The following is a 24348-nucleotide window of genomic DNA, read 5'->3' as shown; positions in this document are numbered from 1 at the left end:
AATTGAGCGGTCATGTTCGAGATTCGTTTACCGGCTCCAGTGACCTCAGTGCCTCATTTGGCGGCCGCGCTCGTTACAGGCCCTTCCGACAAGCCGGTTCCAACGGGAACAAAAAGGGGTTGATCCAAGGTCATTTGGCGATAGCGTGACCCCTTCGACTCGAATTTGCCGGGATATCCAGAAAGTATGGGAAGTCTTGTTCTGCTTGATCTGATGGGGGGCGTCGCACTCCTGCTGTGGGGCCTGCATATGGTCCACAGCGGGATTCTGCGGGCCTTCGGGCCCGATTTGCGGCTGTTGCTGGCCCGGGCGCTGAAAAACCGCTTCACCGCGCTTGGCGCTGGCCTTGGCCTGACTGCCCTGCTCCAGAGCTCGACCGCGACCGCCCTGATCACCAGTTCCTTCGCCGCCGAGGAGATCGTCAGCCTGGTGCCGGCGCTTGCGATCATGCTCGGCGCCAATATCGGCACCACGCTGATCGTGCAGGTGCTGTCGTTCAACGTCGCCGCCGTGGCGCCGGTGCTGTTCATTGTCGGCCTCGTCGCATTCCGCAGCGGGCCGCGCTCCCGGATCAAGGATCTCGGCCGCGTCTCGATCGGCCTCGGCTTGATGCTGCTCGCGCTGCATATCCTGCTCGATACGATGGCGCCGGCCGAGAATGCCCCGGGCGTGCGCGTATTCCTGAACGCGATCACCGGCGATCCCGTGCTCTGCATCCTGATCGGCGCGGTCGTGACCTGGCTGGTCCATTCCAGCGTCGCCAGCGTGCTGCTGGTGATGTCGCTGGCCTACTCCCAGTTCATCTCGCCCTATGCCGCGTTCGCGCTTGTGCTCGGCGCCAACCTCGGCAGCGCCGTCAATCCGTTGATGGAGGGGGCGCGGCGCGACAATCCGGCGAGCTACCGGCTGCCGGTCGGCAACCTCGTCAACCGTATCGTCGGCATCCTGCTGGTGGCGCCGTTCCTGCGCCCGATCACCGAGCATATTTACGCCTGGCAGCCCGATCTCGCCAAGGCGACCGCGCTGTTCCACATTGCCTTCAACATTGCAACCGCGCTGCTGTTCATCGGGGTGCTCGACCAGATGGCGCGTCTGCTCGAGCGCCTGTTGCCCAAGCGGGCGCAGGAGACCGATCCGTCACGGCCGCGCTATCTCGACGAGAGCGCGCTGGAGACGCCGTCACTCGCGCTGGCCGATGCCGCGCGCGAGGTGCTGCATATGGGCGATCACACCGAGGCCATGTTGCGCAAGGTGATGACGGCGATGCTGACCAACGATCGCGCAATGGTCGACCAGGTGTCGAAGATGGACAACACCGTCGACCGGCTGAACGAGGCGATCAAGCTTTACGTGACAAAACTTACCCGCGGCAGCCTCGATGAGCGCGAAGGTCAGCGCGCCATGGAGATCGTCGCATTCGCGATCAATCTCGAGCATATCGGCGACATCATCGACAAGAATCTGAGCGAGCTCGCGACCAAGAAGATCAAACATCGCCTGCAATTCTCGGCCGAAGGCGCCGAGGAATTGTCGGCGTTCCACAAGCGCACGATCGACTCGCTGCGGCTCGCGTTCGGCGTGTTCATGTCGGGCGACGCCGCCGAGGCGCGCAAGCTGCTCACCGAGAAGGCGGCGCTGCGCGCGGCCGAGCTTGCCGCCGTCGAGCGCCATCTGGAGCGCCTGCGCGAAGGCCGGCCCGAGACCATCGAGACCACCTCGCTGCATCTCGACGTGTTGCGCGACCTTCGCCGCATCCATTCGCACATCTGCTCGGTCGCCTATCCCGTGCTCGACGCCGCCGGCGAGACCGCGGCCGATCGCGAGAGCACCGCGGAGACGACCGACGTTGCTGCGCCGGTGGCCGGCCGCTGATCAGCTGTCGAGCGTCTTCGACGCCTTGCCGCGGTTCTTCACGATCAGCATGATGTTACGGATGTAGATCAGCGTCGCGAGGCCCTGCCCGATGATGATGACAGGCTCGCGTTTGGCGAACCCGTAGATCAGCGTCATCAAACCGCCGCCCATCGAGAAGAACCAGAACGCCATCGGCACCACGCTCTGGCCAGCGCGCTCGCTGGAAATCCACTGCACCAGGAAGCGCGCAGTGAAGAACAATTGCGCGATCAGGCCGAACGCCAGCCAGAAGTCGAACTTGGCGATGAACACTTCGTAGAAATAGGCGCTGAGCGCCTGGCCGAACTGAATCAGCATCACTTCACCTCGGTCACATCAGGCACTTCAGTGCGTGTCACTTCAGTGACGACCGGCGTCGGCTTCTTGCGGCGGATCAGCCACCACACGCCACCGAGATCCATGATCCCGATCCAGAGCCGGTCGAAGAATCCATAATTCGACACGCCGGAATGGCGCGGGCGGTCGACGACGTCGACATAGGCGATCGCGAGCCCCTCGCGGCGGACCAGCGCCGGAAGGAAACGATGCAGCCCGTCGAAATAGGGCATCGCCAGAAACACCTCGCGCGGAAACGCCTTCAGGCCGCATCCGGTGTCGCGGGTGCCGTCGCGCAGGATGATGCCACGCACGGCGTTGGCGATCCGCGATTGCAGCTTCTTGAAGCCGGTGTCCTTGCGCCCGACGCGCTGGCCCGCAGCGAGGCCAACCCGGCCATTGCCGCTCTCGACCGCCGCGATCAGGTTGGGCAGGAAGGTCGGATCGTTCTGGCCGTCGCCGTCAAGCGTTGCCACGATCGCCCCGCGCGCGGCGCGCACGCCGCTGCGCACGGCTGCCGACTGGCCCGAGGAGACTGCGTGGCGGAGCTGCCGGAGATTGGACCGCTGCGCCATGATCGCGCTCAGCCGTTCGCCGGTGGCGTCGGTCGAGCCGTCATTGACGTAGACGATCTCGTAGGCCCAGCGTCCGTCGAGCGCCGCCGCGATCTCGGCGATCAACGGCGCGATATTGTCCGCCTCGTTGCGCACGGGCACGACGATGGAAACGGCGACCGGCGTCTGGTCGGAAGCAGGCAAATCGGCACTCGTGGTTGGTGTTGGCAGCGGCTGGAACCCGCCCGATCCGGCCATCGGGCGACCGCTTTTATGGGGCGAAGGCGTTCCTCGCAACCCTTTTAAGGCGCCCTTCCGACGGTCCTGACAGCGCCAACACGGTGCCATCGCGATCAATGGCGAAACCAAGGCGGCGGGCGGCGAACCAGTAGCGCACGGCCATTGCGCCGATCACGCCGACCAGCGCGCCGGCCACCACGTCGCTCGGATGATGGGCCAGCAGCACGAGCCGCGTCGCGACGATGATCAGCGCATAGACCAGCATCGCGACCCGTGCGCGTGGCCATACCGCCGACACGGCGAAAGCCAGCGCAAGCGCGGTGATCGAATGTCCCGACGGAAAGCTCGAATAGGCCTCGGTGCCGGCGAAATGCTGGAAGTTGAACGCGTTGGCCTTGCCGCCGACAAAAGGCCGCCCGCGGCCGACGATCCATTTGATCAGCTCACCGACCGCCACCGACAACATGACCGACAGGAACAGGTATTGCAGCCTCGTTCCGAGGCCGAGCAGTGTCGCGCGCGGCACACCGCGCAGCGCAGGTGCCGCCAAGGCGACCGCAATCAGCAGCAGGCCAAGCGCGCACAGCACATACTCGTCCTTGCCGAAATCGGTGAGTATCTTCACCCACCAGAGACCCGGCGTGCCGCGTGGCGGCATCAGGCTGATCTCGGCGACATCGACCGCATACATCAGCGTGATGATGACGGCGCCAACGACGACGACGAGCAGGAGTGCGTGGCGCGCGGAGCGTCGCGCCGCCTCGGCCCGGCGCGAATGCGACGGTGCCCGCACGAGCTGGGCAAAGGATAGCCAGACCAGCGTCAGCAATCGTCCGAAATAGTTGGCGGATTCCGCCGTGGCTGGCGGCGCCGCCATGTCACTCCGTCCCTTCGGAACGGAAGATCGCGATCGAAACGGCCTTGCCCTGCGAGATGTTGTAGCCGTCGATCCGCACCGGCGCGTTGTAGCGCAGGCCGATCGCCTCGGCGCGTTGCACGAAGGCGCGCTCGGAGCGCTGTTCGACCAGCGCGAAGCGGCAGGAGCCCTGCCCCAGGAAATCCGCGGCGCCCGATCCGTCGGTGAGCAGCGTCGAGGTATCGGTCATGAACACGAGGCTCGGCTCGTGGAAGCCGGCAGCCGCCGCCTTCGGGCCGACGCAGGTCACGTTGCGCAGCGCGCGCGCGCGACCTCCTGGCTCGGAAACACGGTGGTGAGCCGCGGCAGCACCACGCCATAGGTTGCGCCCGCCATCAGCGCCGCGGCGATCACCGCATTGAGCAGCGAGCGCTCGGCGCGGCTATCCTCGAACATCCACCAGGCGATCAGGCCGAACACCATCGCCACCGCGAACAATGGCCAAGCCGGAAACACCGGCTGATGGATCGCCTTGATGGCGCCGACGATCACCAGCACGGCGCCGAACGCGGGGATAGCGAACCACCAGGCAGCGCCGCGCAACAGCCAAGGGGAGCGCGACAGCACACGCCGCTCCAGCCCGCCGACGGTCAGGATCGCGATCGCCGGATAGAGCGGCAGCACGTAGTGCGGCAGCTTGGTCAGCACCGCCTCGAACACGATCCAGGACGGGATCAACCAGGCCAGCAGAAACTGGGCACCCGGCTCGCGCCGCGCACGCCAGACAGCCGGCGCCGCCAAGCCGGCGAGCGGCGCGCCGGGCCAGAACGTGATCCAGAACAGCAGTAGATAGAGCCCGGGCGGCGCGCCGTGGGATTCTTGTGCGCCGAGCTTGCTCAGCATGTCGCCGCCGACGGAGTCGGCAAAGAAGGTTTCGCCGGCGCGCAGGAAGATCAGCACGAACCACGGCAGCACCAGCACCAGGGTCCACATCAGGCCCCAGACCGGGCGCATGCGCCAGAACCAGGCCGCCGATCGATCGAGGGTAGCAAGCCCGGCCATGGCAAGGCCGACGAACATCAGGATCAGCGGGCCCTTGAGCAGGATGCCGACCGCCAGCGCCGTCCAGAAGATCGCAGGCGGCACCCACGATGGATGCGCCGGGTCCTCGCCGCGTTGCCAGGACAGATACACCCGCGCCATCGCGCCCATCGCCGCTGTGACCGTCAGCAACAACATCGCGTCGGTCTTGGCGAGCCGCGCTTCGACTCCGAGTAGCACGCAGCTTGCCATCATCAAGGCAGCCAGCACCGCTCCCTGTCGCGTCACGAAGGCAAGTGCTGTCCAATAGGTCAGCAAAACGGCGCCGATGGCGCCGATCAGGGACGGCAGGCGGTAGACCCAGATGCGGACCTGGGCGCGCGGCACCCCGAGCGCGGAGATCGTCTTCAGCGCCGCCGCCTGCATCCAGTAGATGCCGACCGGTTTCTTGTAGCGGACGTCGTCCTGGAAGCGGATATCGACGAAGTCGCCGCTCTCGACCATCTGCTTGGTCGCCTGGGCAAAGCGAACCTCATCACGGTCGATCGGCGGGATGGTGAAGAAGCCCGGCAGGAACAGCACCAGGCAGGTCAGCGTCAGGAACAGAATCGAACGCCATTGGCTGGCCGTCGCGAACTCGAACGCCATGAACAGCCTGCGGCTCGAATGCGCAGGTTTTACAGACTGTTGCCCTGCTCCGAAGCGCCGGGGTTGGAGGCTATCCACCATGGGTTTCGCATACGATGAAACCGCAGCGCAAACAACCGTGCTGTTCCGCTTTCCCGCGCGATCATTGCACGCGGATCACAACGGTATCCGCTGCCCCCGTGGCGTCGATGACGGTGAGCCGCGCGAAGCCCGGCCCGGGCGGGTCGATCAGCCGCTGCCGCCGGCTGTCGATGTCCCCGGCTGAGACACCGTTCACGAGTACCGTCAGCGGCAGCACCCCACCGGCGACCTTGACCGGCATCGCTGTACGACCGCCCTCGGATTGATCGACGTCGATGCGTGAGCCATTCAGCGGAAACTGGATGTGTGGCGCCTGGTCGTTGCCGCTGCGGACCAGTTCGCCGAGCGGCCGGAACCGGCGCAGCGGCGGCGGCAATTTTGCGTTGGAGGCGACCAGCACGCCGCGCGGCGGCTTCGGCAACGCCGCCGGGATCTTCCCGGTGCGTGCAAAGGCATCGAACAGGATTGGCGCAGCCGCCGTGCGCCCAACCAGCCCCGGCACGGGCGCGCCATCCGGGCGACCGACCCAGACCCCGATGGTGATGCGACCGTCGAAGCCGACCGACCAAGCGTCGCGATAGCCGTAGCTGGTGCCGGTCTTGAACGCGATCCGGTTATGCACGCCGTTCTCCGGCGGCGGTGTGCCGAGCAGGACATTGCCCACCTGCCACGCCGCGGCCTGATCCATCAGCCGCATCGTTTCACGGCCGTCATTCGGCTGCACGATCTCGCGCAGCGGCTTGGTCGCACCGAGCCGCGCCAAACCGGAATAGAGCTGGGCGAGATCCTGCAGCGTGATGCCGACGCCGCCGAGGCCCATCGCAAGCCCTGGTGCCTCGTCCTTCGGCAGCACTAGGTTGGTGCCGGCCTGCTTCAGCCGTGACGATAGCCGGCTGGCGCCAACCCGGTCGAGCAGCGCGATCGCCGGCACGTTCAACGACAATTGCAGCGCCTTGCGGATCGGCACCGTGCCCTGGAACGTCATGTCGAAATTTTCCGGAGCATAGGTGCCGAAGCGGATCGGCCGATCCTCGATTAGGCTGTCGGGATGAACAAAGCCGTCTTCGAAGGCGAGGCCATAGATGAACGGCTTCAGCGTCGAGCCCGGCGAGCGCACCGCGCGCGTCATGTCGACCTGCCCGGCACGCCGCTCGTCGAAATAATCTGCCGAGCCGACGCGCGCGAGCACGTCGCCCGTCTCGTTGTCGACCACGACGATCGCGACCGAAACGTCCGGCCCCTGCGCGATGGCGCGGTCGCGCGCCAGCGCCTCCAGGTTCCGTTCCAGGGTGGCATCCAGCGTGAGCTTGATGACCGGCGCATCCTTCATCGTCGCGATCGCCTGATCGGACGAATGCGGCGCCAGGATCGGGATCTGCTTGCGCATCTTCGGCACGGGCGTTGCCCGGGCCTGCGCCGCGTCGTCCTTCGACACCGCGCCGTCCTCGACCATGCGGTCGAGCACGCGGTCCCGCGCGGCGTGGGCCGCGTCCGGATAACGATCGAGCCGCCGCCGCTCCGGAGATTGCGGCAGCGCAACCAGCAATGCGGCCTCCGCGAGCGAGAGCCGCTTCGGCTCCTTGCCGAAATAGGCGATCGAGGCGGCGCGCACGCCCTCGAGGTTGCCGCCGAATGGCGCCAGCGCAAGGTAGAGGTCGAGGATCTGGTCTTTCGAAAGCTGCCGCTCCAATTCAACCGCGCGCACCATCTGCCGCAGCTTTGCATAGACCGAGCGCTGGTGCCGCGGCTCGATCAACCGCGCCAGTTGCATCGTGATCGTCGAACCGCCCGAGACGATATGGCCGCTTGTGAGCAGCTGGAAGCCGGCGCGCGACAGCGCCAGCGGATCGATGCCGTGGTGCGCGTAGAAGCGCTTGTCCTCATAGGCGAACAACAGCTTCAGATAGGTGGGATCGACCGATGCCTTGGCGTCGACCGGTAGCCGCCAGCGTCCATCCGCCATTGCATAGGCGCGCAACAGTTTTCCATTGCGGTCGATGACCGTCGTCGAGACCTGCTGCGCCTGCGCAAGCGGCAGCGGCCCGAGCGAGACCACCCAGGCGGCGAAGGCCGCAGCAACCATGACGAGCACGATCGCAACAGCGTCGGCAATGCGAAGCACCAACCGACCGCTACGCTTGTCAAGCCCGGGCTTGACCCGGGCATCCATGTCTTTCGTGCCAGCGGACGTGTCCCTGGAAGGCCGGGTCAAGCCCGGCCATGACGAGAAGAGTTTTGGACGCGCGTCCTTGCTCATTCCACGATCACTCATTTCGCCGGCTTCACCTCGACCGCACCGGTGCCGCTGCGGCCGTAGCGCGAGGGGTTGTACATGTCCTCGACATAGGCCTGCGGCAGCACGTAATTGCCCGGCGACACCGCGCGCACGACATAGGCGACCGTGAACACCGACTTGTCATTGGCGCCCCGGTCGATCGCCGCAGTGAAGCGGTCATCGCGGAACTCGGTGTTCTTCGGCTCGACACCGTCCTCGATCCACTCGAGCGTGCCGGAATCGCCCGACGACACCAGGTTCGGATTGTCGATCTCGAGCCCCGCCGGCAGATAGTCGGCCACCATGATGTGACCGAATTCCGGTTTGGCTTCCGTCACCTTCAGCACAACTGCGAAGCGGTCATTCTGTTTCGCCTTGCTGACGTCGGCCGGCTTGCCGTCGAGCGTGAAATAGCTGCGCTCGATCTTGAAGCCGTTGGAGGCGGCGGGCTCCGGCGTCACCGGCGAGCCCGACACCGAGATCACCGCCTGTACCGGCGCATCGCCGGTGTTGGTGATCTTGAGCGGCTGGCCCGTCATCTCCTCGGCCTTGTAGCTGCGATAGACTGCGGTCTTGACCGGCTGGCCGTTGATGTCGAGCGCCATCGTCTCCCTGGCGAGCGCGCGTGCCGCCAGCACCATCCACGCATTCTCCTGCGTCGAGGTGTAAGGCGACAGCCCCCGCGCCGCTTCGACCCGCAGCACGGCCTGGGTCAGCGTCGTGCGCGGCGCATTGCCCTCGCCTGCGAGCGAAACCAGCGCGGCCGCATCGCGCAGCGCCGAGCCGTAATCGACGCGGCCGAACTCGATCACCGGTTTGGGGTTCAGCGCGTCGAGCGCGGCACCATAGACCCGCTCCGCCCTCGCCTTGTCGCCGACCAGCGCCAGCGCCGCGGCCAGCTGCGCCTTGGAGATCGGCGTCGCCAGATTGTTCAGCTTGGTGTCGGCGAGATAGCGCAGGTCGCCGATCGGCGCAGCGCCGTTACGGGCGAGCACGTAGAGGCCGTAGGCCAGATCGCGGCCGCCGTCCTTCTCCGGCTCGTTGGCATTGACCACCGAGTTTCTGACGCGGTCGAGTGCGTTCTTGAACAGCACGTCCGGCACCGCAAAGCCCTTTTCACGGACCCGGGTCAGGAAGTCGGTGACGTAGGCGTCGAGCCAGGCGTCGTCGCCGCCTGCCGACCACAGGCCGAACGAGCCATTCGATCCTTGCCGCGCCAGGAGCCGCTCGATCGCATCGCGGATGCGTTGGTCGACCGCGGTGTCCATCGCAAGATGGGCGCCGGCGGCGAGATCGTTGACATAGAGCAGCGGCAACGCGCGGCTGGTGATCTGCTCGGAGCAGCCATAAGGGTAGCGGTCGAGCGCCTTCAGAATGCTCGCCGCATCGAGCGCGGTCGACAGGCTCGCCGAGACCGAGACGCTGCCGGTGCCCGGCACCAGATCGGAGAACATGTCGGAGGTCAGCGTCAGGCTCTCGCCCTTCGCCAGCGTGCGGATCGAGCGGCGCGCCAGCACCTGGGTCGCCGGCTTGACGTCGAGCGCATAGTGCCGCGCCAACGTTATCCCGTTCGGCCCGGAAATGTCGACGTCGAAATCGGCGCGCCCCGCGCCGCCGGCCTCGAGGCCCAGCGACAGCGACGTGCGCTGCTTGGCGGCAAGCTTCACGGTCGTGGTCGGATTACCCGAAGCCTTGATCGGGCCGCTCGCCTTGACGCTGATGGCGTAATCGCCGGCGGCGCCCTCGACGTTGTCGATATCCATGCTGATGGTGCCCTTGTCACCGGTCAGCAGGAAACGCGGCAATGTCGCGGTCACCACCACGGGATCGCGCACGATGACATCAACATTGGCGCGGCCGAGCTTGGTGGCACTCCACGCCACCGCCATCACCCTCGCCGTGCCGGCGAATTCGGGGATGTCGAAGCTCACCTCGGCAGTGCCGTCGGGACCGACCGTGACGATGCCGGAATAGAGCGCGAGCGGCTTCTGCGTCGGCGGCGAGCCCTGCAGCTCGGCGCCGGCTGCGTCACCGCCGCTGCGGATCTGACCCTGGGTGCCCTGCATGCCGTCGATCAGCTGGCCGTAGAGGTCACGGATCTCGGCAGTCAGGCGGCGCTGGCCGAGATAGTAGTCATCCGGCGCCGGCGGCTTGTAGTTGGTCAGGTTGAGGATGCCGACATCGACCGCGGCGAGCACCACCTTGGCGTCCTCGCCGGGATTGAGCCCGCCGAGCTTGACCGGGATCTTCAGCGCCGTGCCCGGCCGCACCAATGCGGGTGGCGAGAGCTCGACGGCCAGTGTGCGTGTCTTCTTGTCGATGCCGAACCATTTCAGCCCGATCGCGCGGCCCGGCATGCGCCCGGCGGCGGCATCGAGCGGTCGGCGCAGCGTCGTCATGACATAGGCGCCGGTGCCCCAGTCCTTGCCGACCGGTAGCTTGACCTGCTGGGTGCCCTCCTTGACGTCGACACTTTGGGTCGTCAGCAGGCGGTCGCCCAGCACGTAGACCGTGAGCTTGCCGGCGGTGCGCGCGTTGACCGACACCGTCATGGTGTCGCCGGACTGGTATTCCGGCTTGTCGATCGAGGTTTCGAGCAGGTCGGGCGTGTCGGCACTGCCGTCGGAATACCAGCCGACATCGAACTGCACCGAGGTCACCGGACCATCGGCGTCGGTCGATTTCACATCGAGCCGGTAGCGGCCGGGCTGCGGCTGGAAGGTCAGGCGCATCGGCTTGTCGGCCGCGAGATTGACGTCGCCGTCGGCGACGCGGCGGGTCGATTTGACCGGCTCATACTGCCAGGACGAATTCTGCCGGTACCATTGGTAACGCGACTCCAGCTTCAACAGCTCGTAGCGCAGCCCGTTGCGCGACAGCTGCTTGCCGTCGGGCGCGACCAACACGACGTCGAACTCGGCCTTGGCGCCCTCGGCCACACTCTTGTCGCCGAACAACGGCTTGACGCCGATCAGCGAGGCCGCAGGCGCCACCGGCAGCACGATCTTGCGCTCGACCGAACGGCCGCCGGTCTCCGCCATGCGGATGAAGATCTGGGCCTCCTGCGGCCGGGTCGAGGCCGGGACCTTGTCGAGCTTGACCGGGAAGCTCGCCGCGCCATTGGCATCGGCCTCCGGCAGGTCCTCGATCGGGGTCCGCTCGTTGCTCGCGGTCTGCTCGTCGTCGACGCCGAACTGGTAGCCGGCATAGCCGGGTCGGCCGGTTGCTGCTGGCGCGACCAGCATGTCGCCTTCGAGCTGCAGGCCCGAGGCCGGCGCGCCATAAGAGGAAGTGGCCGGAAACCTGAAGTTCCACTGGAACTTCAGCTTTGATCACCTTCTCCTTGCTGGTCAGGTCGAATTCGATCCGCTCGGGGATGTAATCCTCGACCATGAAGGTGGTCTCGCCGACCGACGAGCCCTTGGGATCGGTAAAGACACGTGCCCGCCAGGTCCCCGTCGGCACCGCGGAGTTCAGCGCCACCGCCAGCATGCGGCCGCCAGCGCCCTGGTCGGGCAGCACGGTGCGGCGGAATTCGACGCCGTCGGGCCGCTCGATCACCATGGTCAGCGGCGTCCCGGTCAAGGCATTGCCCTGTCCGTCGCGCAGCAGCGCGGTCAAATAGACGGTCTCGTTGGAGCGATAGACGCCGCGCTCGGCGTAGACGAAGGCGTCCGCACCGGCCGGGATCGCCCGCCCTGCGACGCCGCGGTCGGTGAGGTCAAAAGCGTTGGTCTTCAGGCTCAGGAAGGCGTAGTCGGCCTTCTCGCCCGTCACCGTCAGCAGTGCCGGCGACAATCCACCCTCGCCGCGTGCCAGCCCCTGCTCGAACAGCACATGGCCTGCTGCATCGGTCTTGCGGGTGGCCAGGATCTCGTTGTTGCGGGCGACCAGCTTCACGTCGGCATTGGCGACCGGTTCGGTCGAGGCCAGCGAATTGACGAAGACGTGGATACCGTCGTTGCCGGAGAAGGCCGACAGGCCCATGTCGGAGACGATGAACCATTGCGTCGCCAGCGTGCCGTCATCGTCGCTGCCCGGCCCCTTGGCCGCGGCGGTCATGACGTAGACACCCGGCTGCAGGTCGCCGAGCGCCTGGTCGACCGGAAATGCGGTGACGACGTCCTGGTTCAACGTGGTGGCGGTGGCGAGCTCGCCGGACCACACCTTGACGCCACGCTGGTCGCCGAGATCGGAGAGCTGATAGCGGCTCAGCGTGCTCTGGAAGTCGCTGTCGATCACGGTGTTGATCAGGTTGCGGTCGCCGATCCGGAACACGTTGACCGTGACCGCCGGCGTGTTGACGCTGACCACCGGGATACCGCGCTGGCCGGTCCGCGGCAGCACGTAGGCCCGCCCGGTGAACCGCACGAACGGCTTGCGGTCGCGGACATAGATGTTGAACTCAGCGGATTTCGGCAGGGTCTCCTTGACGGTCGACGGCAGGCCGGCGCGCAGATTGATGTTGTAGCGCTCGCCGTGCTTCAGCCCGTCGACGCAGAGCTGCTGGCCTTCCGCCGACAAAGCCGGCTTGTCGGTGCCGGCCAGTGCGAGATACGGCGCGAAGTCGACGCGCTTGGCGAGTTCCTCGGAGAACTGGAAGCAGGCCCGCGGCGAGGCCGCATCGGAATCGACGGTATAATCGAGCAGCCGGAAGCCATGCTCGTCGCGCATCTTCTCATACTGGCCCCGGACATCGGCGACCTCGCGCAGGTCGAGCGACAGCCGCAGCGCGTCGAGCGCCGGACGCCACAGCTTGCGCTCCGCGAGCGCCTTGCCGAGCACGGCCAACGCATCGGCCTCCTCGCCCGCATTGCCGGCGCGCTGATAGGCGATGTAGGCGGCAGTGGAGGCGCGCTCCACCAGGAAGGTCTGTTCGCTGGAGCTGGCGGAGCGGATCTGGAACACGGTCCTGGCAAGCCGCAGCCAGTTGGCGCCGTCCTCGGGCGCGGTTGCCGCGATCTGGCCGAGGATCGTGAGCCCGCCGCGGAAATCATTGCGCTTGAAGGCTGCGTCCGCGTCGGTGCGCAAGGTCGCCGCCGACTTGTTGACCGCGCCCGCCTCGCTCTTGATCTGGGCTTCCAGCTTGATCGCGGAATCCGCGAGATCGTCGCGCCTGAAGGCCTTGTCCGCAGCCTGGGCGCTCACCAAGCCGAGCGCCAGCGTGGCGCAAATTGCGGCCGCACGAACCAATCCGATCATGATGGAGCTCCTGAACGCCCCGCGGTCGACCGCCGCGTTGGGGCTAAAAAATGCGCGAAAAGGTGACGGAGTGAAGGCGCTGACATGAACGGACGAAAACGTCGCAGATTGCATTGCCGACATTCCTTCGACCTGCCCCGGCGGCAGCGTCATGCCGGCTCGGCGGGCGGGTCTGGCCAACACAGGACGGGACCCCTGCTCGCCTTTGTCGTCTGACCACAAAAATCGGTTCGGACGGACTTGGCGGAAAGGCGGATTTTTCATATTGCGGGTGCTACAAGGCGGCCACGGTCCCGTAGCTCAACTGGATAGAGTAGCGGATTTCTACTCCGCGGGTTGCAGGTTCGAATCCTGCCGGGATCGCCACTCCCCCTCGATGAAGCCATTTTCCGGAAGCCGCGAAGCCGGCCGGAAACAAAGCCGGGGTAGCGTCCCGTCATTGCACCAAAAGGGGATTCGGTCATGTGGGATTTCATCAACGAATTGTACCGGGATTTCTGCCTGGCTCGCCTGCAGGAGATGCGGAAGCTCGAGCAACATATCTGAACAGGCGCGGAGCATGGACAACGATCAGCCCTTGGTCGGCGCGATCCTGACGGCAATGGTGATTGCCGCGGTGGTCTGGGTGACAATCGGACCTCCGCCGGGGCACAAGAAGGTCAGCAGCCAACACCAGACTGTCGCGAGACGCTAACGCCCGTATGAATACGGGGTCCTCGAACCTTGGCGCCGGTCTTGCAGACAGAACATCACTGGGATTGCGGGCCCAGGTTGAAACAGACCGCCGTCGGGACAATTCATTTCGAGCCCGGCGGCGTAGTTTCGTTAGCGACCCCAATTCTAAGGTTCTCTTAACCACCAACGAAGGCCGCGCGCGAGAGCGTGGACCGATTGCGCGTCCATTCGCGTTGTACAGCGCCATGCGTACAACGGGTCATTGGGTCATCGTTGCGGTGTGGGGCGCGGCAGTTCTCGCCACACCCATCGCAACCGCTGAGGCACAACAGGTGCAGGCCGGAACGCTCGCGTGTCGCGGCGCCCCCGACACCGGCTTCGTCCTCGGCGCGGTGACCAATCTCGATTGCGTGCTGCATGCCGATAGCGCACCGGACAGTCGTTACGTCGCAGCCATTCCCAACCTCGGCATTTTCATCGGCGACGAGGAAGTCGCAATGATCTGGAAGGTGATGGCGCCAGTGCCGTGGCTCGGGCTCGACCAACTCGCCGGCAGTTACGCGCACGAAAGCGGCGCGGGCGACAATGTCCTCACCGGCGGCACGAATACTCCGATCACGCTGCTTCCGTTGAACGAGGATGCTTTCTCGACTCCGCCGGTCAAGATCGAGAGCCTGGAAATTCGGCCGATGGATCGCTGATCCTGATCGAAGCCACGTACCGGCTGCCGAAATGCACAACGCCGCCCGCTTGAAATATAGGCGGACGGCGCTGCTCCTAGCCCCAGGAAGGTGATGCAAAATCCTGACAGCTCCAACTCTGCACGTTCTGTGCCAACGATCATGGCCCATATGGGCTATTTGGCTGCAGAGAAACAAAGGTAGGTTAAGCACCGAGGCGCTGGTGACGGTGCCTCACGACCAAAGTGTCAACTTGGCCTCAGCACGGCCCACGCGCTGAGGCTTTTCTTTTTTGATGCGCACAGTCTGCTCTGAGATCGCGTCTTGTTCTTTATCATTCAGCGCACGAAACGATTCCGTAGTTCTCCGTGCGTGAACAAAGTTCCGACGGCGCTTGAGATGCCGAACGTATTCTGTTCGCCACGTTGCAGGTTCCGATTCTCGCAGCGATCTTGGGCGGCGTGTTTCGTGATTTCTTAATCTGGAATTGCTTCCTCAAAGCGGTTGCCAGCGCGCTCATTGTTCGTCGATATTTTGGGATCGATATGGAAGACTCCGTCCAGATCCGTTGCACTCGCTGCAAGAACGTCTTTCGTGATCGCGCCAAGCGGCTGCAGAACGGTTACTCGCGTCAGTGCCCAAGCTGCGAGATCGTCCTCTTCTTCGACGAGGACTCGCATGATTCAAACATCAAGCGAGCGATGCGAACCGCACGGCGCGCGCGGAAGGAACTACGTGAAAGCGAAGGCGTGAGCACGAGAAGGGCCGCGAGCGCTCCCCGGCAATACAGCGGGCGCTCGGCATCGAACTCTCGGGGAACCGAGGAGGACGACGCCGATTGAATATGGCGCCAAGGGGCTACCGCACTATCCGCCTCGGCCGGCATTTTCCGACGCGCGGTCGAGCCATTGCCGCGTCGCCTCGTCGCTCCAGCCAGGAACGGCGAAGCGCGCCGACGGCGTTGCAGACGTGGGCGAACGAACGGTTGCGGGTTGGCGTGTGTGGGAGTGACGCCGTGTTGCGGCGCTCGCAGACACACACAGGATGACCAGTAGGCCAAGTGCCAAGACACAACGCATCGCATTTGCTCCTGACGACCTTCGCGATCGCGCCGAGAGAACGATCACCTCGCCCGTTTGCTCGGCCGATGCGCCATTCTCATATAGACCCCGCCGGCTCTCAATTCTTCCAGCATCTGGTCGATCCGCTTGCGCTTGGTTGCAGTCTCGCTGGCAGCACAAGCTGCCAGACCCTTGCTGCATCGATCACGTCGCCTCCAGTGGCCGGATCAGGACCGCTGCTTTGCCTCGACGTAGCGCTTGAAATTATCCAGGATCGCCTGCCAGCCGCCGCGCTGCTGCTCGACCGAATGGGTATCCTCGCCGTCGAAGCTGACCTGCAGCTTGACGCCTCCCGCCTCAGGCGTGAACGCGACCTGCGCGGTGCGGTCGCCGAACGCATATTCGAGCAGCCGGGGTGCCTCGACCTTGGTGTAAGTGCCGGCGAAATCGAACCCCATGCTGCCGTCCTTGGCTTCCATCCGCGACGAGAATGCGCCACCGGCGCGCAGGTCCACGGTCGCAGCAGTGGTGTGCCAATCGTCGGAGGCCGCATTCCACTGCTTGATGTCGTCGGGCGTGGTGTAGGCGCGCCAGACATCTGCGATCGGCGCGGCAACGATCGTTTCGACGGCAATCTTCAAATGCGTTCCTTCGTCGTTCCTAAATGAAGCGGATGCGCCCACGGCACCCGGCCGGGGCCGCCGGACCGCGGACACTCTACTAGTGCTATTCGCCGTGATCCACAAATCGCTCCGCCGGACGACAGCGCGAGCCAGGGCCGCCGGAAACATGAGGCGGCCGGCGACGCCGTTCAACAAACCAAATGGTGTGTGGCCGGCACAAGAATTTCGTCAGGAATGACCGTGTATGGAAGACGGGTCCAACGCCCGGAGAGGACGACATGCGGAACCTGAATACTGTGCTGAGCAAGCTGAACGACCGCCTGCTGCGGCTGGAGGGCGAGCTGTTCGTGCTGCGATCGATCGCGCGCGCCGCCCTGACTTCCGGCGACGAGTCCGCTATCCGCACCCGCAAACTGCTCGAAGGCGCCAAGCTCGCGCTGGCAGACGAAGCCGAACGGCCGCTGGACGCCGCGACCGGGAAATACGTCGCGGCCGCGATCGCCATGGTCGAAGAGCTGCTCGAGAATCCTCGCGAGGCAGCCCCGCTATTCAGGGTGATCGACGGCGGAAAGCGCGACGATTAGCCCGCGGTCAAGAATTACGACCGGGCCTAGCCCGTCTTATTCATCAGCGGCTTGTTGAGAGGCTGGCGAGCGTGGCGTAAGCCGCTGAGATGGCGTAGGATTCGGTTGCTGACACCCACCCTCCGCGCATCCGGGCCGCCACACTCGCCATGACCGACGATACGAGTCTGCCGTTCTCATTTCCAGCCGTTTCCCGCAAGAAGATCACAGCCTCGTTCGACGGCGGCAAGCTGACGTCGGATGGCGGCGTCATGCTTCTGGCCATGGCGGACCGGCGCCTCGGCTTGGCCGCGAAGTTGTCCTGCGTATTCCCCGAGCGGCGCGATCCGGGACGCATCGTGCACAGCCTTGCGGATATGATCCGCGCCCGCATCTTCGCCATCGCGTGTGGCTACGAGGATGGCAATGATCTCGATCGTTTACGCGGCGATCCGGCGTTCAAGCTGGCTTGCGGCCGACTGCCGGACACTGGCCGGGATCTGTGTTCGCAGCCGACCCTATCGCGCCTGGAGAATGCACCACACCTGCGCGAGGTGATCCGGCTGAGCTCTGTGCTGGTTGACCTATGGATGGACAGCTACGCGCGAGCGCCGAGCGCAATCACGCTCGACATCGACGACACGGTCGACGTGGTGCATGGCCGTCAGCAACTCTCGCTGTTCAACGCCCATTATGATGAACACTGCTTCCTGCCGATCCACGTCTACGACACCGAGCACAGCCGGCCTGTTGCGGTCATCCTGCGCCCCGGCAAGACGCCGAGCGGCCGCGAGGTGCGGGCACACCTGCGCCGCCTGGTTCGGCGCATTCGCCGGCGCTGGCCCGATACGCGTATCACCTTCCGCGGCGACAGCCATTACGCCGGCCCCGAGGCGATGACTTTTTGCGAGCAAAACGGCGTCGATTACATCTTCGCGCTAGCCGGCACGAAGCCGCTCGCCAGAAAGGTCGACGAGGTCTGTGATGCAGTTCGAACCGAACGTGCGATCGAGAACAAGATCGTGGTTCGCGGCTACACCGAGACCCGCCACGCGGCCGGCTCCTGGCATCGTGAGCGCCGCGTCGTCGCCCGCATCGAGGCAACCCAACAAGGGCTCGACGTCCGCTACGTCGTCACCAGCCTGGATATCGGCTCGGCTGAGTGGATCTATGACAGCCTCTATTGCGCTCGCGGACAGGCCGAGAACCTGATCAAGCTGCACAAGACCCAGCTCGCCTCCGATCGCACCAGTTGCCGCTCGGCGCTCGCCAACCAGGTCCGCCTCGTCTTCCACACCGCCGCCTATTGGCTCATCCTCGCCGTGCGCGATGCCATCCCAAAGCCGCGCGATCTGGCAACGGCCGAGTTCAACACGATCAGGCTCAGGCTTCTCAAGATCGCAGCCCGCGTCATCGAGACCGCCACCCGCGTCCGTCTCGCCTTCGCTGCGGCGTGCCCCGACGCCGACCTGTTCCGCGGCTTGGCAAACGCTCTGGTCCCGCAAGCACCCTGACGCGCGGGGCATGAGCCCCCGGTCACCCCGCTGCCGTCCTCCAACGCGTTCACGAAGTCGGGTCGAAAAGCGGCGAAAAAGCCGAAGCGTTCGCGCGCGCCTTCACCCCGACCGGAAATGTTCCAGCTGCCCCGCCCGGCAATCATGAATAAGACGGGCTAGCTCGCGCCCTGCACGGCCCTGTCATACGCCTCGATCGTGACTTTCGCCCTGACCGCAACATCGGCGGCCGTCATGCCCGGCTTGTAGAGGCTGCTGCCGAGACCGAAGGCGCGAATGCCCGCCTTCACGTATTCCGCGAAATTCTGGTCCGAGACGCCGCCGACCGCGGCGAGCATCACATCCGGCGGCAGCACGGCGCGGATCGCCGAGATGCCGGAAGCGCCGAGCACGCTTGCCGGAAAGAACTTCAGGCTCGAGGCGCCCCCGCGTGCGGCGAGCAGCGCTTCCGTCGGCGAGAACACACCGGGCATCGTGATCATCGCGTGGTGCTGCGCGCGCGCCAACACGTCGACATCGACGTTCGGCGACACCATGAGGCGTCCGCCGGCGTCATGGAGACGATCGACGTCTTCCGCGGTCAGCACCGTGCCGGCGCCGATCAGGACATCAGCAGGCGCCCGCTTCGCTGCAATCTCGATCGAACGGAACGGCTCGGGCGAGTTCAGCGGAATCTCGATCGCGGTCATATCAGCCTCGAGCAGCGCGCTCACGATGCCCAAGGCCTCGTCCGGCTTGACGCCGCGCAGGATCGCGACCAGCGGACGCTTCATCGGAGGAAACGGAATGCTCATGCGTTGATCCCTAAATTGGTCCAGATCGCCGCCGCGGCGCCGGCGAGGCCACGGCGAACCGCCTCCTCCGCATCCATCACGTTGAGCGGAATCGAAAGGCTTTCGAGCGCGATCCGATAGAGCCGCTGCAGCCGGCCCGATGCAATCAGCGTAACCGGCGTTGCTCGCTCCCGCTCCGCAAGGCCGGCCGCCAGCTCGGCACCGATCAACGTGCCGGAGATCGTCTCACGGGCCGTCTGCGCGCTGCCGCCGAACAGCAACTGCCGGGATCGCACCCGAAACAGCAAATTGGCCGATAGCGCCGGCGTTGCGAACGCCTCGATGACAGCAGAGCGGAACGCATCGGTATCAACGGCCTCTTCCGCGCCGGCGACGGCATGCGAGAGAACGGTGTCGCGCGCAACCACGCTGAACAACTCGCCGGTCATGAAGGTCGCAAAGCGCTCGACCGTTCCACCGCGCAAGCGCACCCATTTGGAATGGGTTCCCGGCATGCAAACGAGGGCCTCACCCGGCGCCTCCAGACCAAGCGCGCCGAGCAACTGGGTTTCCTCGCCACGCATCACATCGGGTGCCGCAGCATCGCGCTGTGCAATCCCGGGCAGGATGCGGATATCGCGCGGCTGCCCCCTGACCACGACGGCGCCTTTGAGGATATCGGAGAGATGCGCTGGTGTGTCGACATAGCCGGCCTCGACCCAGCCCTGCCGCGCGCCGGCCATGCCGCAGATCACGACCGGAAGGTTGGCCGTCGCGCCCAGCGCGTCGAGATGCGATTGCAGCACCGACGCAAAGCCGGCCCTAGCGGCCACCGTCATACCCTCGTTGCTGCGCCGTTCGCCGAACACCTCGCCGCCAGCGCTCATCAGCCAGAGCCGGAAGCTGCTGGTGCCCCAATCGACCGCGACATAGGAAGGCCCGCTCATCGCGCTCTGTTCCACGCTTTTTGGTTTCCGGCTCGGCGATGGCGCCGCTGACCAGACGCGATAACGGCGTTCATCACGCTGCGCAAGGCGCGCCAATATCGCGACGCCGCGCGGTCACGCGAACGCGCGCGCATGCGACCGCTGGGCCCTGTTCGCGTCGGTGAGTGCGCGGATCGGTTACCGCGCGCCCTTCAGCGTACAGGAGGTCGTGCAGGTCGTGACGTTGCCATGGTCACACTTGATGCAGGCATTGACGCACTGATCCATGACCTTGGGATTGTACTGGCTGTAAAGATTGGCCGCGCAGCTGTTGGTCGATCCCGTGACCTCCGGGTCGGACCAGCAACCGGACAGTAAAAATGCTGCGGCACTCAAAATGGCGACCTTGCGCATAAGGCCTCCTGCCACGCTCTATCCAAGTATTCTTGCAAGTAACCTTGATAGGTTAGGTTAAATTTCGGTTTCAATTGCGACCTGATCCGGAAGCAGTATTGCTTATCCACCGGACATTTCCCCAAGGTCCGGGCCCACACCGGCAAGGCCGTCAGGCGACCCCGCCTGGCGGCTTTGTTGCCCAGCAATGCACAAGGATACCAACAAGATGGCCCGAAAGCCGCGGTGGTCGTTCAAGGAGGACCGACGACTGATGGAATTGGCGCGCTCCTCCAAGTCGCTGGAGGAGGTCGTGAAGGCGACCGGCCGTTCCCCGGAGCGAATCAAGAAGATGGCGATGCGCCTTGGCCTCTCCATCAAGCCGCGTGGCGCCACCAAGAAATAGTTTGAAATACGGCCGCGGCCCGGCGCTCTCGCGCGAAGTGGGTAGCCGTCAGCGTGAAGGCGATACCTCAAAAACTAAGAATGCTAGCCCGTCTTATTCATCAGCGGCTTGTTGAGAGGCTGGCGAGCGTGGCGTAAGCCGCTGAGATGGCGTAGGATTCGGTTGCTGACACCCACCCTCCACGCATCCGGGCCGCCACACTCGCCATGACCGACGATACGAGTCTGCCGTTCTCATTTCCAGCCGTTTCCCGCAGGAAGATCACAGCCTCGTTCGACGGCGGCAAGCTGACGTCGGATGGCGGCGTCATGCTTCTGGCCATGGCGGACCGGCGCCTCGGCTTGGCCGCGAAGTTGTCCTGCGTATTCCCCGAGCGGCGCGATCCGGGACGCATCGTGCACAGCCTTGCGGATATGATCCGCGCCCGCATCTTCGCCATCGCGTGTGGCTACGAGGATGGCAATGATCTCGATCGTTTACGCGGCGATCCGGCGTTCAAGCTGGCTTGCGGCCGACTGCCGGACACTGGCCGGGATCTGTGTTCGCAGCCGACCCTATCGCGCCTGGAGAATGCACCACACCTGCGCGAGGTGATCCGGCTGAGCTCTGTGCTGGTTGACCTATGGATGGACAGCTACGCGCGAGCGCCGAGCGCAATCACGCTCGACATCGACGACACGGTCGACGTGGTGCATGGCCGTCAGCAACTCTCGCTGTTCAACGCCCATTATGATGAACACTGCTTCCTGCCGATCCACGTCTACGACACCGAGCACAGCCGGCCTGTTGCGGTCATCCTGCGCCCCGGCAAGACGCCGAGCGGCCGCGAGGTGCGGGCACACCTGCGCCGCCTGGTTCGGCGCATTCGCCGGCGCTGGCCCGATACGCGTATCACCTTCCGCGGCGACAGCCATTACGCCGGCCCCGAGGCGATGACTTTTTGCGAGCAAAACGGCGTCGATTACATCTTCGCGCTAGCCGGCACGAAGCCGCTCGCCAGAAAGGTCGACGAGGTCTGTGATGCAGTTCGAACCGAACGTGCGATCGAGAACAAGATCGTGGTTCGCGGCTACACCGAGACCCGCCACGCGGCCGGCTCCTGGCATCGTGAGCGCCGCGTCGTCGCCCGCATCGAGGCAACCCAACAAGGGCTCGACGTCCGCTACGTCGTCACCAGCCTGGATATCGGCTCGGCTGAGTGGATCTATGACAGCCTCTATTGCGCTCGCGGACAGGCCGAGAACCTGATCAAGCTGCACAAGACCCAGCTCGCCTCCGATCGCACCAGTTGCCGCTCGGCGCTCGCCAACCAGGTCCGCCTCGTCTTCCACACCGCCGCCTATTGGCTCATCCTCGCCGTGCGCGATGCCATCCCAAAGCCGCGCGATCTGGCAACGGCCGAGTTCAACACGATCAGGCTCAGGCTTCTCAAGATCGCAGCCCGCGTCATCGAGACCGCCACCCGCGTCCGTCTCGCCTTCGCTGCGGCGTGCCCCGACGCCGACCTGTTCCGCGGCTTGGCAAACGCTCTGGTCCCGCAAGCACCCTGACGCGCGGGGCATGAGCCCCCGGTCACCCCGCTGCCGTCCTCCAACGCGTTCACGAAGTCGGGTCGAAAAGCGGCGAAAAAGCCGAAGCGTTCGCGCGCGCCTTCACCCCGACCGGAAATGTTCCAGCTGCCCCGCCCGGCAATCATGAATAAGACGGGCTAGGTGGTGTGGACTCTAAGGATTCCCTTTTAGGCGCAAATCAGATTCAAGACTGCTTTTGGGGAGGCAGTCTTGGGTGTGATGGACCGTTTGGTATTGAGCGACGCGGCTTGGGAGCGGATGGCGCCGCTGATCATAGGTCGCCCCGACCAGAAGGGCTCCACTGGGCGCGACAATCGGATGTTCGTGGAAGGTGTACTTTGGATTGTTCGCACGGGCTCTCCCTGGCGTGATCTCCCGGAGGCGTTCGGGGATTGGAACAGCGTGTTCCGGCGCTTCAGTCGGTGGAGCATCAAGGGCGTCTGGTGGCGGATCTTCGAGGCGATGTCCGATGATCCGGACTTCGAATATTTGATCGTCGATTCCACCATCGTCCGGGCGCATCAGCACGCCGCCGGGGCCAAAAAAGGGGGTCTGAAGATCAGGCGATCGGCCGCTCGCGCGGTGGCCTGAGCACCAAGATACATATGGCCGTTCGTGGCTTGGGATGTCCCGTACGGTTCGCGCTGACCGCAGGCCAGAAGGGCGATGCACCGCAAGCTGCCGCATTGATCGAGGGACTACCTGCCGAGGTCGTCATGGCCGATACGGCCTATGACGCCGATCATTTGCGCCAAGCCATCGCCGCCAAGGGCGCGCTCGCCGTCATCCCCAACAACCCGTCACGCGCACTCAAATACCCGCTGGACAAGCACCTCTATGCCCAGCGTCACCTCGTCGAATGCTGCTTCTCAAAGCTCAAGCAGTTCCGACGCGTCGCAACCCGCTTCGAAAAGACCGCCCGAAATTACCTAGCCGTCGTCACTCTCGCAGCCATCGTCCTTTGGATGCGGTAAGTATCCACACCACCTAGGGTTCCGGCGGACAATCGTCCTTGGCCCGCACCGGGATCGCCTTGACCTCGCGCTCAGCCTTGACCTCGCGCTCAGCCCTGGCCTCTTGTTCATCCTCGTCCGCCCGCGTGCAGGTGGTCAGCACGAAAGCCACCCGGCTGCATTGCCAAGCCGGCCCGAGCGCCGCGCTCGACACCGGTTCTGGCGACGCCAGCGTCAGGGATAGATACGCTACCAAAACGGCACCCGCCGCGGCTGCGGCGGCCAGTGCCGCGCCCGTTCCGGACCACAGCTTAGACATCATGGCCTTGGTTCCCGCCGATCTCTGGGAGTCGAGGCAGCCCGCCTGCCCGCGTGTGACCGCAGTCACAACCGGGACCAAACAGTTCAGCCCGAGTCTTTGGGCTCGATGTGGGAGCGATATTGCACTGCCGCAAGGCAGGGTCAGCGCGCCGGCTCGATCACATTACAGTTGGTCCGGCCCGACATCAGGCAGTCCTGCATCTTGCTCGCCGCCGTCAGGTCATGCGCAAGCCAGAGACCGACCGCGAGCATGACCACCGCGACCAGCAGTCCGATTAGCGCCCCGCGGCGGTTGCCTCCGTCTTCGGATTCGCTCATGGCCGCCTCGGTTCCCTCTTGCTATCGCCCGCATCATGACCGTTTGCACGGTTGCGTGCGATCAATTCTGCAACAGTCGCACAACGAAATGCGCGCCGGCAGCGATCGGACCTGCAATTCCATTGCGGGCTCGCGCGACTCGCGAAAAACTGCTCGCTGAGTGGAGCGCGTGTGCGGGGCGTGCCGGTGAGCGAACAAGAAGCGAGTTACGATTATCAGCGTTACAGGCAGCTGCTCTCGGAAGTTGTCGACGAGACCAGCAGATTGCGGCTGATCAGCCTCCTGATCACCGAAAAGGCGCGCGACAGGCTGGAAGCGCAGCGCGCCTCGGACCGGAGCGCGATGACCGCCGAGACAGTCGCCAAGGTGCTCGGCAATGGGCGGCGCGAGCAGTTTCAGCGCGGCTAGGCCTGTCGGCAGGTTCGGTGACCAACCACTCACCACG

Annotated in this window: 20 protein-coding genes, 1 tRNA gene and 2 pseudogenes; 10 read left to right on the top strand and 13 right to left on the bottom strand. The window is 65.0% G+C overall.

Features of this window, described 5'->3' with window-relative positions:
• The first annotated feature begins 186 nt into the window (after positions 1-186).
• A complete protein-coding gene (locus ACVWW1_RS09745; RefSeq protein ID WP_176531452.1) occupies positions 187-1872 on the top strand; it encodes a Na/Pi cotransporter family protein in 1686 nt (561 codons plus the stop codon).
• Here ACVWW1_RS09745 and ACVWW1_RS09740 read toward each other — a convergent pair whose 3' ends face one another.
• The 6 genes and pseudogenes from ACVWW1_RS09740 to ACVWW1_RS09715 all read right to left on the bottom strand — a co-directional run bounded on the left by ACVWW1_RS09740 (position 1873) and on the right by ACVWW1_RS09715 (position 13126).
• Positions 1873-2211, bottom strand: a complete 339-nt coding sequence (locus ACVWW1_RS09740; RefSeq protein WP_092114520.1) for a lipid-A-disaccharide synthase N-terminal domain-containing protein — start codon at positions 2209-2211, stop codon at positions 1873-1875.
• Complete coding sequence (locus ACVWW1_RS09735; RefSeq protein WP_456655621.1) at positions 2211-2987, bottom strand: glycosyltransferase family 2 protein; 777 nt, start codon at positions 2985-2987, stop codon at positions 2211-2213. Before ACVWW1_RS09735 ends, ACVWW1_RS09740 begins: the two co-directional genes overlap by 1 nt.
• 67 nt (positions 2988-3054) lie before the next feature.
• The gene (locus ACVWW1_RS09730; protein ID WP_176531453.1) at positions 3055-3900 is read right to left on the bottom strand and encodes a phosphatase PAP2 family protein; all 846 of its coding nucleotides are present in this window, start codon (positions 3898-3900) and stop codon (positions 3055-3057) included.
• Position 3901: 1 nt separating this feature from the next.
• Positions 3902-5649 (bottom strand): annotated as a pseudogene (locus ACVWW1_RS09725) (ArnT family glycosyltransferase).
• 61 nt (positions 5650-5710) lie between these two features.
• A complete protein-coding gene (gene pbpC / locus ACVWW1_RS09720; RefSeq protein ID WP_456655620.1) occupies positions 5711-7819 on the bottom strand; it encodes a penicillin-binding protein 1C in 2109 nt (702 codons plus the stop codon).
• A 98-nt stretch (positions 7820-7917) separates the two neighbouring features.
• Positions 7918-13126: pseudogene (locus ACVWW1_RS09715) on the bottom strand (alpha-2-macroglobulin family protein).
• Between the two features lie 289 nt (positions 13127-13415).
• On the opposite strand from ACVWW1_RS09715, the gene ACVWW1_RS09710 reads away from it, so the two are divergent.
• The 3 genes from ACVWW1_RS09710 (at position 13416) to ACVWW1_RS09700 (ending at position 14502) form a co-directional block, all read left to right on the top strand.
• Positions 13416-13492, top strand: a tRNA-Arg gene (locus tag ACVWW1_RS09710).
• A gap of 193 nt (positions 13493-13685) precedes the next feature.
• Entirely contained in the window at positions 13686-13820 is a 135-nt protein-coding gene (locus tag ACVWW1_RS09705) for a hypothetical protein (protein WP_456655619.1), read from the top strand.
• A gap of 226 nt (positions 13821-14046) precedes the next feature.
• Positions 14047-14502, top strand: a complete 456-nt coding sequence (locus ACVWW1_RS09700; protein WP_456655618.1) for a DUF992 domain-containing protein — start codon at positions 14047-14049, stop codon at positions 14500-14502.
• Between the two features lie 455 nt (positions 14503-14957).
• On the opposite strand, the gene ACVWW1_RS09695 is transcribed toward ACVWW1_RS09700, so the two are convergent.
• Positions 14958-15161 (bottom strand): hypothetical protein, encoded by a 204-nt coding sequence (locus ACVWW1_RS09695; RefSeq protein ID WP_456655617.1) that lies wholly within the window; start codon positions 15159-15161, stop codon positions 14958-14960.
• A gap of 608 nt (positions 15162-15769) precedes the next feature.
• Positions 15770-16183, bottom strand: a complete 414-nt coding sequence (locus tag ACVWW1_RS09690) for an SRPBCC family protein (protein WP_176531114.1) — start codon at positions 16181-16183, stop codon at positions 15770-15772.
• A gap of 260 nt (positions 16184-16443) precedes the next feature.
• Here ACVWW1_RS09690 and ACVWW1_RS09685 point away from each other — a divergent pair, with 260 nt between their 5' ends.
• Together ACVWW1_RS09685 and ACVWW1_RS09680 are read left to right on the top strand one after the other, a co-directional pair.
• Positions 16444-16749: a hypothetical protein gene (locus tag ACVWW1_RS09685; protein ID WP_092114532.1), complete on the top strand. Its 306-nt coding sequence runs from the start codon at positions 16444-16446 to the stop codon at positions 16747-16749.
• A 149-nt stretch (positions 16750-16898) separates the two neighbouring features.
• Positions 16899-18242 (top strand): IS1380 family transposase, encoded by a 1344-nt coding sequence (locus ACVWW1_RS09680; protein ID WP_338825421.1) that lies wholly within the window; start codon positions 16899-16901, stop codon positions 18240-18242.
• A 158-nt stretch (positions 18243-18400) separates the two neighbouring features.
• On the opposite strand, the gene ACVWW1_RS09675 is transcribed toward ACVWW1_RS09680, so the two are convergent.
• The 3 genes from ACVWW1_RS09675 to ACVWW1_RS09665 all read right to left on the bottom strand — a co-directional run bounded on the left by ACVWW1_RS09675 (position 18401) and on the right by ACVWW1_RS09665 (position 20355).
• Positions 18401-19036 (bottom strand): 2-dehydro-3-deoxy-6-phosphogalactonate aldolase, encoded by a 636-nt coding sequence (locus tag ACVWW1_RS09675; protein ID WP_456655616.1) that lies wholly within the window; start codon positions 19034-19036, stop codon positions 18401-18403.
• The gene (locus tag ACVWW1_RS09670) at positions 19033-19962 is read right to left on the bottom strand and encodes a 2-dehydro-3-deoxygalactonokinase (RefSeq protein WP_456655615.1); all 930 of its coding nucleotides are present in this window, start codon (positions 19960-19962) and stop codon (positions 19033-19035) included. The genes ACVWW1_RS09675 and ACVWW1_RS09670 overlap by 4 nt, the downstream gene beginning before the upstream one ends.
• Before the next feature lie 177 nt (positions 19963-20139).
• On the bottom strand, positions 20140-20355 hold the full coding sequence (locus tag ACVWW1_RS09665) for a hypothetical protein (RefSeq protein ID WP_050402491.1): 216 nt from the start codon (positions 20353-20355) through the stop codon (positions 20140-20142).
• 208 nt (positions 20356-20563) lie between these two features.
• Here ACVWW1_RS09665 and ACVWW1_RS09660 point away from each other — a divergent pair, with 208 nt between their 5' ends.
• The 3 genes from ACVWW1_RS09660 to ACVWW1_RS09650 all read left to right on the top strand — a co-directional run bounded on the left by ACVWW1_RS09660 (position 20564) and on the right by ACVWW1_RS09650 (position 23285).
• Positions 20564-20740, top strand: a complete 177-nt coding sequence (locus tag ACVWW1_RS09660) for a hypothetical protein (RefSeq protein WP_171947593.1) — start codon at positions 20564-20566, stop codon at positions 20738-20740.
• 206 nt (positions 20741-20946) lie between these two features.
• A complete protein-coding gene (locus ACVWW1_RS09655) occupies positions 20947-22290 on the top strand; it encodes an IS1380 family transposase (protein ID WP_456655614.1) in 1344 nt (447 codons plus the stop codon).
• A gap of 231 nt (positions 22291-22521) precedes the next feature.
• A protein-coding gene (locus ACVWW1_RS09650; RefSeq protein WP_207832802.1) for an IS5 family transposase occupies positions 22522-23285 on the top strand; the annotation gives its coding sequence in 2 pieces (ribosomal slippage) (positions 22522-22857 and positions 22860-23285; 762 coding nt in all).
• Positions 23286-23298: 13 nt separating this feature from the next.
• Here ACVWW1_RS09650 and ACVWW1_RS09645 read toward each other — a convergent pair.
• Together ACVWW1_RS09645 and ACVWW1_RS09640 are read right to left on the bottom strand one after the other, a co-directional pair.
• Positions 23299-23586 carry a hypothetical protein gene (locus ACVWW1_RS09645; protein WP_456655613.1) on the bottom strand — a complete coding sequence of 96 codons (288 nt, stop codon included), beginning with the start codon at positions 23584-23586 and terminating at the stop codon, positions 23299-23301.
• Between the two features lie 140 nt (positions 23587-23726).
• Entirely contained in the window at positions 23727-23903 is a 177-nt protein-coding gene (locus ACVWW1_RS09640; RefSeq protein ID WP_171947595.1) for a hypothetical protein, read from the bottom strand.
• Positions 23904-24089: 186 nt separating this feature from the next.
• Here ACVWW1_RS09640 and ACVWW1_RS09635 point away from each other — a divergent pair, with 186 nt between their 5' ends.
• Positions 24090-24311, top strand: a complete 222-nt coding sequence (locus ACVWW1_RS09635) for a hypothetical protein (RefSeq protein WP_456655612.1) — start codon at positions 24090-24092, stop codon at positions 24309-24311.
• Positions 24312-24348: the final 37 nt, after the last annotated feature.

This window comes from Bradyrhizobium sp. JR3.5 (assembly GCF_054057015.1).
This window is presented reverse-complemented; position numbering and strand designations above follow the sequence as displayed.

Coding starts and splice junctions, on each gene's coding strand:
- ACVWW1_RS09740 (WP_092114520.1), bottom strand. CDS start 2,211: ATGCTGATTCAGTTCGGCCAGGCGCTCAGCGCCTATTTCTACGAAGTG.
- ACVWW1_RS09680 (WP_338825421.1), top strand. CDS start 16,899: ATGACCGACGATACGAGTCTGCCGTTCTCATTTCCAGCCGTTTCCCGC.
- ACVWW1_RS09655 (WP_456655614.1), top strand. CDS start 20,947: ATGACCGACGATACGAGTCTGCCGTTCTCATTTCCAGCCGTTTCCCGC.
- ACVWW1_RS09705 (WP_456655619.1), top strand. CDS start 13,686: ATGGACAACGATCAGCCCTTGGTCGGCGCGATCCTGACGGCAATGGTG.
- ACVWW1_RS09675 (WP_456655616.1), bottom strand. CDS start 19,036: ATGAGCATTCCGTTTCCTCCGATGAAGCGTCCGCTGGTCGCGATCCTG.
- ACVWW1_RS09665 (WP_050402491.1), bottom strand. CDS start 20,355: ATGCGCAAGGTCGCCATTTTGAGTGCCGCAGCATTTTTACTGTCCGGT.
- ACVWW1_RS09745 (WP_176531452.1), top strand. CDS start 187: ATGGGAAGTCTTGTTCTGCTTGATCTGATGGGGGGCGTCGCACTCCTG.
- ACVWW1_RS09685 (WP_092114532.1), top strand. CDS start 16,444: ATGCGGAACCTGAATACTGTGCTGAGCAAGCTGAACGACCGCCTGCTG.
- ACVWW1_RS09670 (WP_456655615.1), bottom strand. CDS start 19,962: ATGAGCGGGCCTTCCTATGTCGCGGTCGATTGGGGCACCAGCAGCTTC.
- ACVWW1_RS09645 (WP_456655613.1), bottom strand. CDS start 23,586: ATGATGTCTAAGCTGTGGTCCGGAACGGGCGCGGCACTGGCCGCCGCA.
- ACVWW1_RS09640 (WP_171947595.1), bottom strand. CDS start 23,903: ATGAGCGAATCCGAAGACGGAGGCAACCGCCGCGGGGCGCTAATCGGA.
- ACVWW1_RS09730 (WP_176531453.1), bottom strand. CDS start 3,900: ATGGCGGCGCCGCCAGCCACGGCGGAATCCGCCAACTATTTCGGACGA.
- ACVWW1_RS09695 (WP_456655617.1), bottom strand. CDS start 15,161: ATGCGAGTCCTCGTCGAAGAAGAGGACGATCTCGCAGCTTGGGCACTG.
- ACVWW1_RS09660 (WP_171947593.1), top strand. CDS start 20,564: ATGGCCCGAAAGCCGCGGTGGTCGTTCAAGGAGGACCGACGACTGATG.
- pbpC (WP_456655620.1), bottom strand. CDS start 7,819: ATGGATGCCCGGGTCAAGCCCGGGCTTGACAAGCGTAGCGGTCGGTTG.
- ACVWW1_RS09700 (WP_456655618.1), top strand. CDS start 14,047: ATGCGTACAACGGGTCATTGGGTCATCGTTGCGGTGTGGGGCGCGGCA.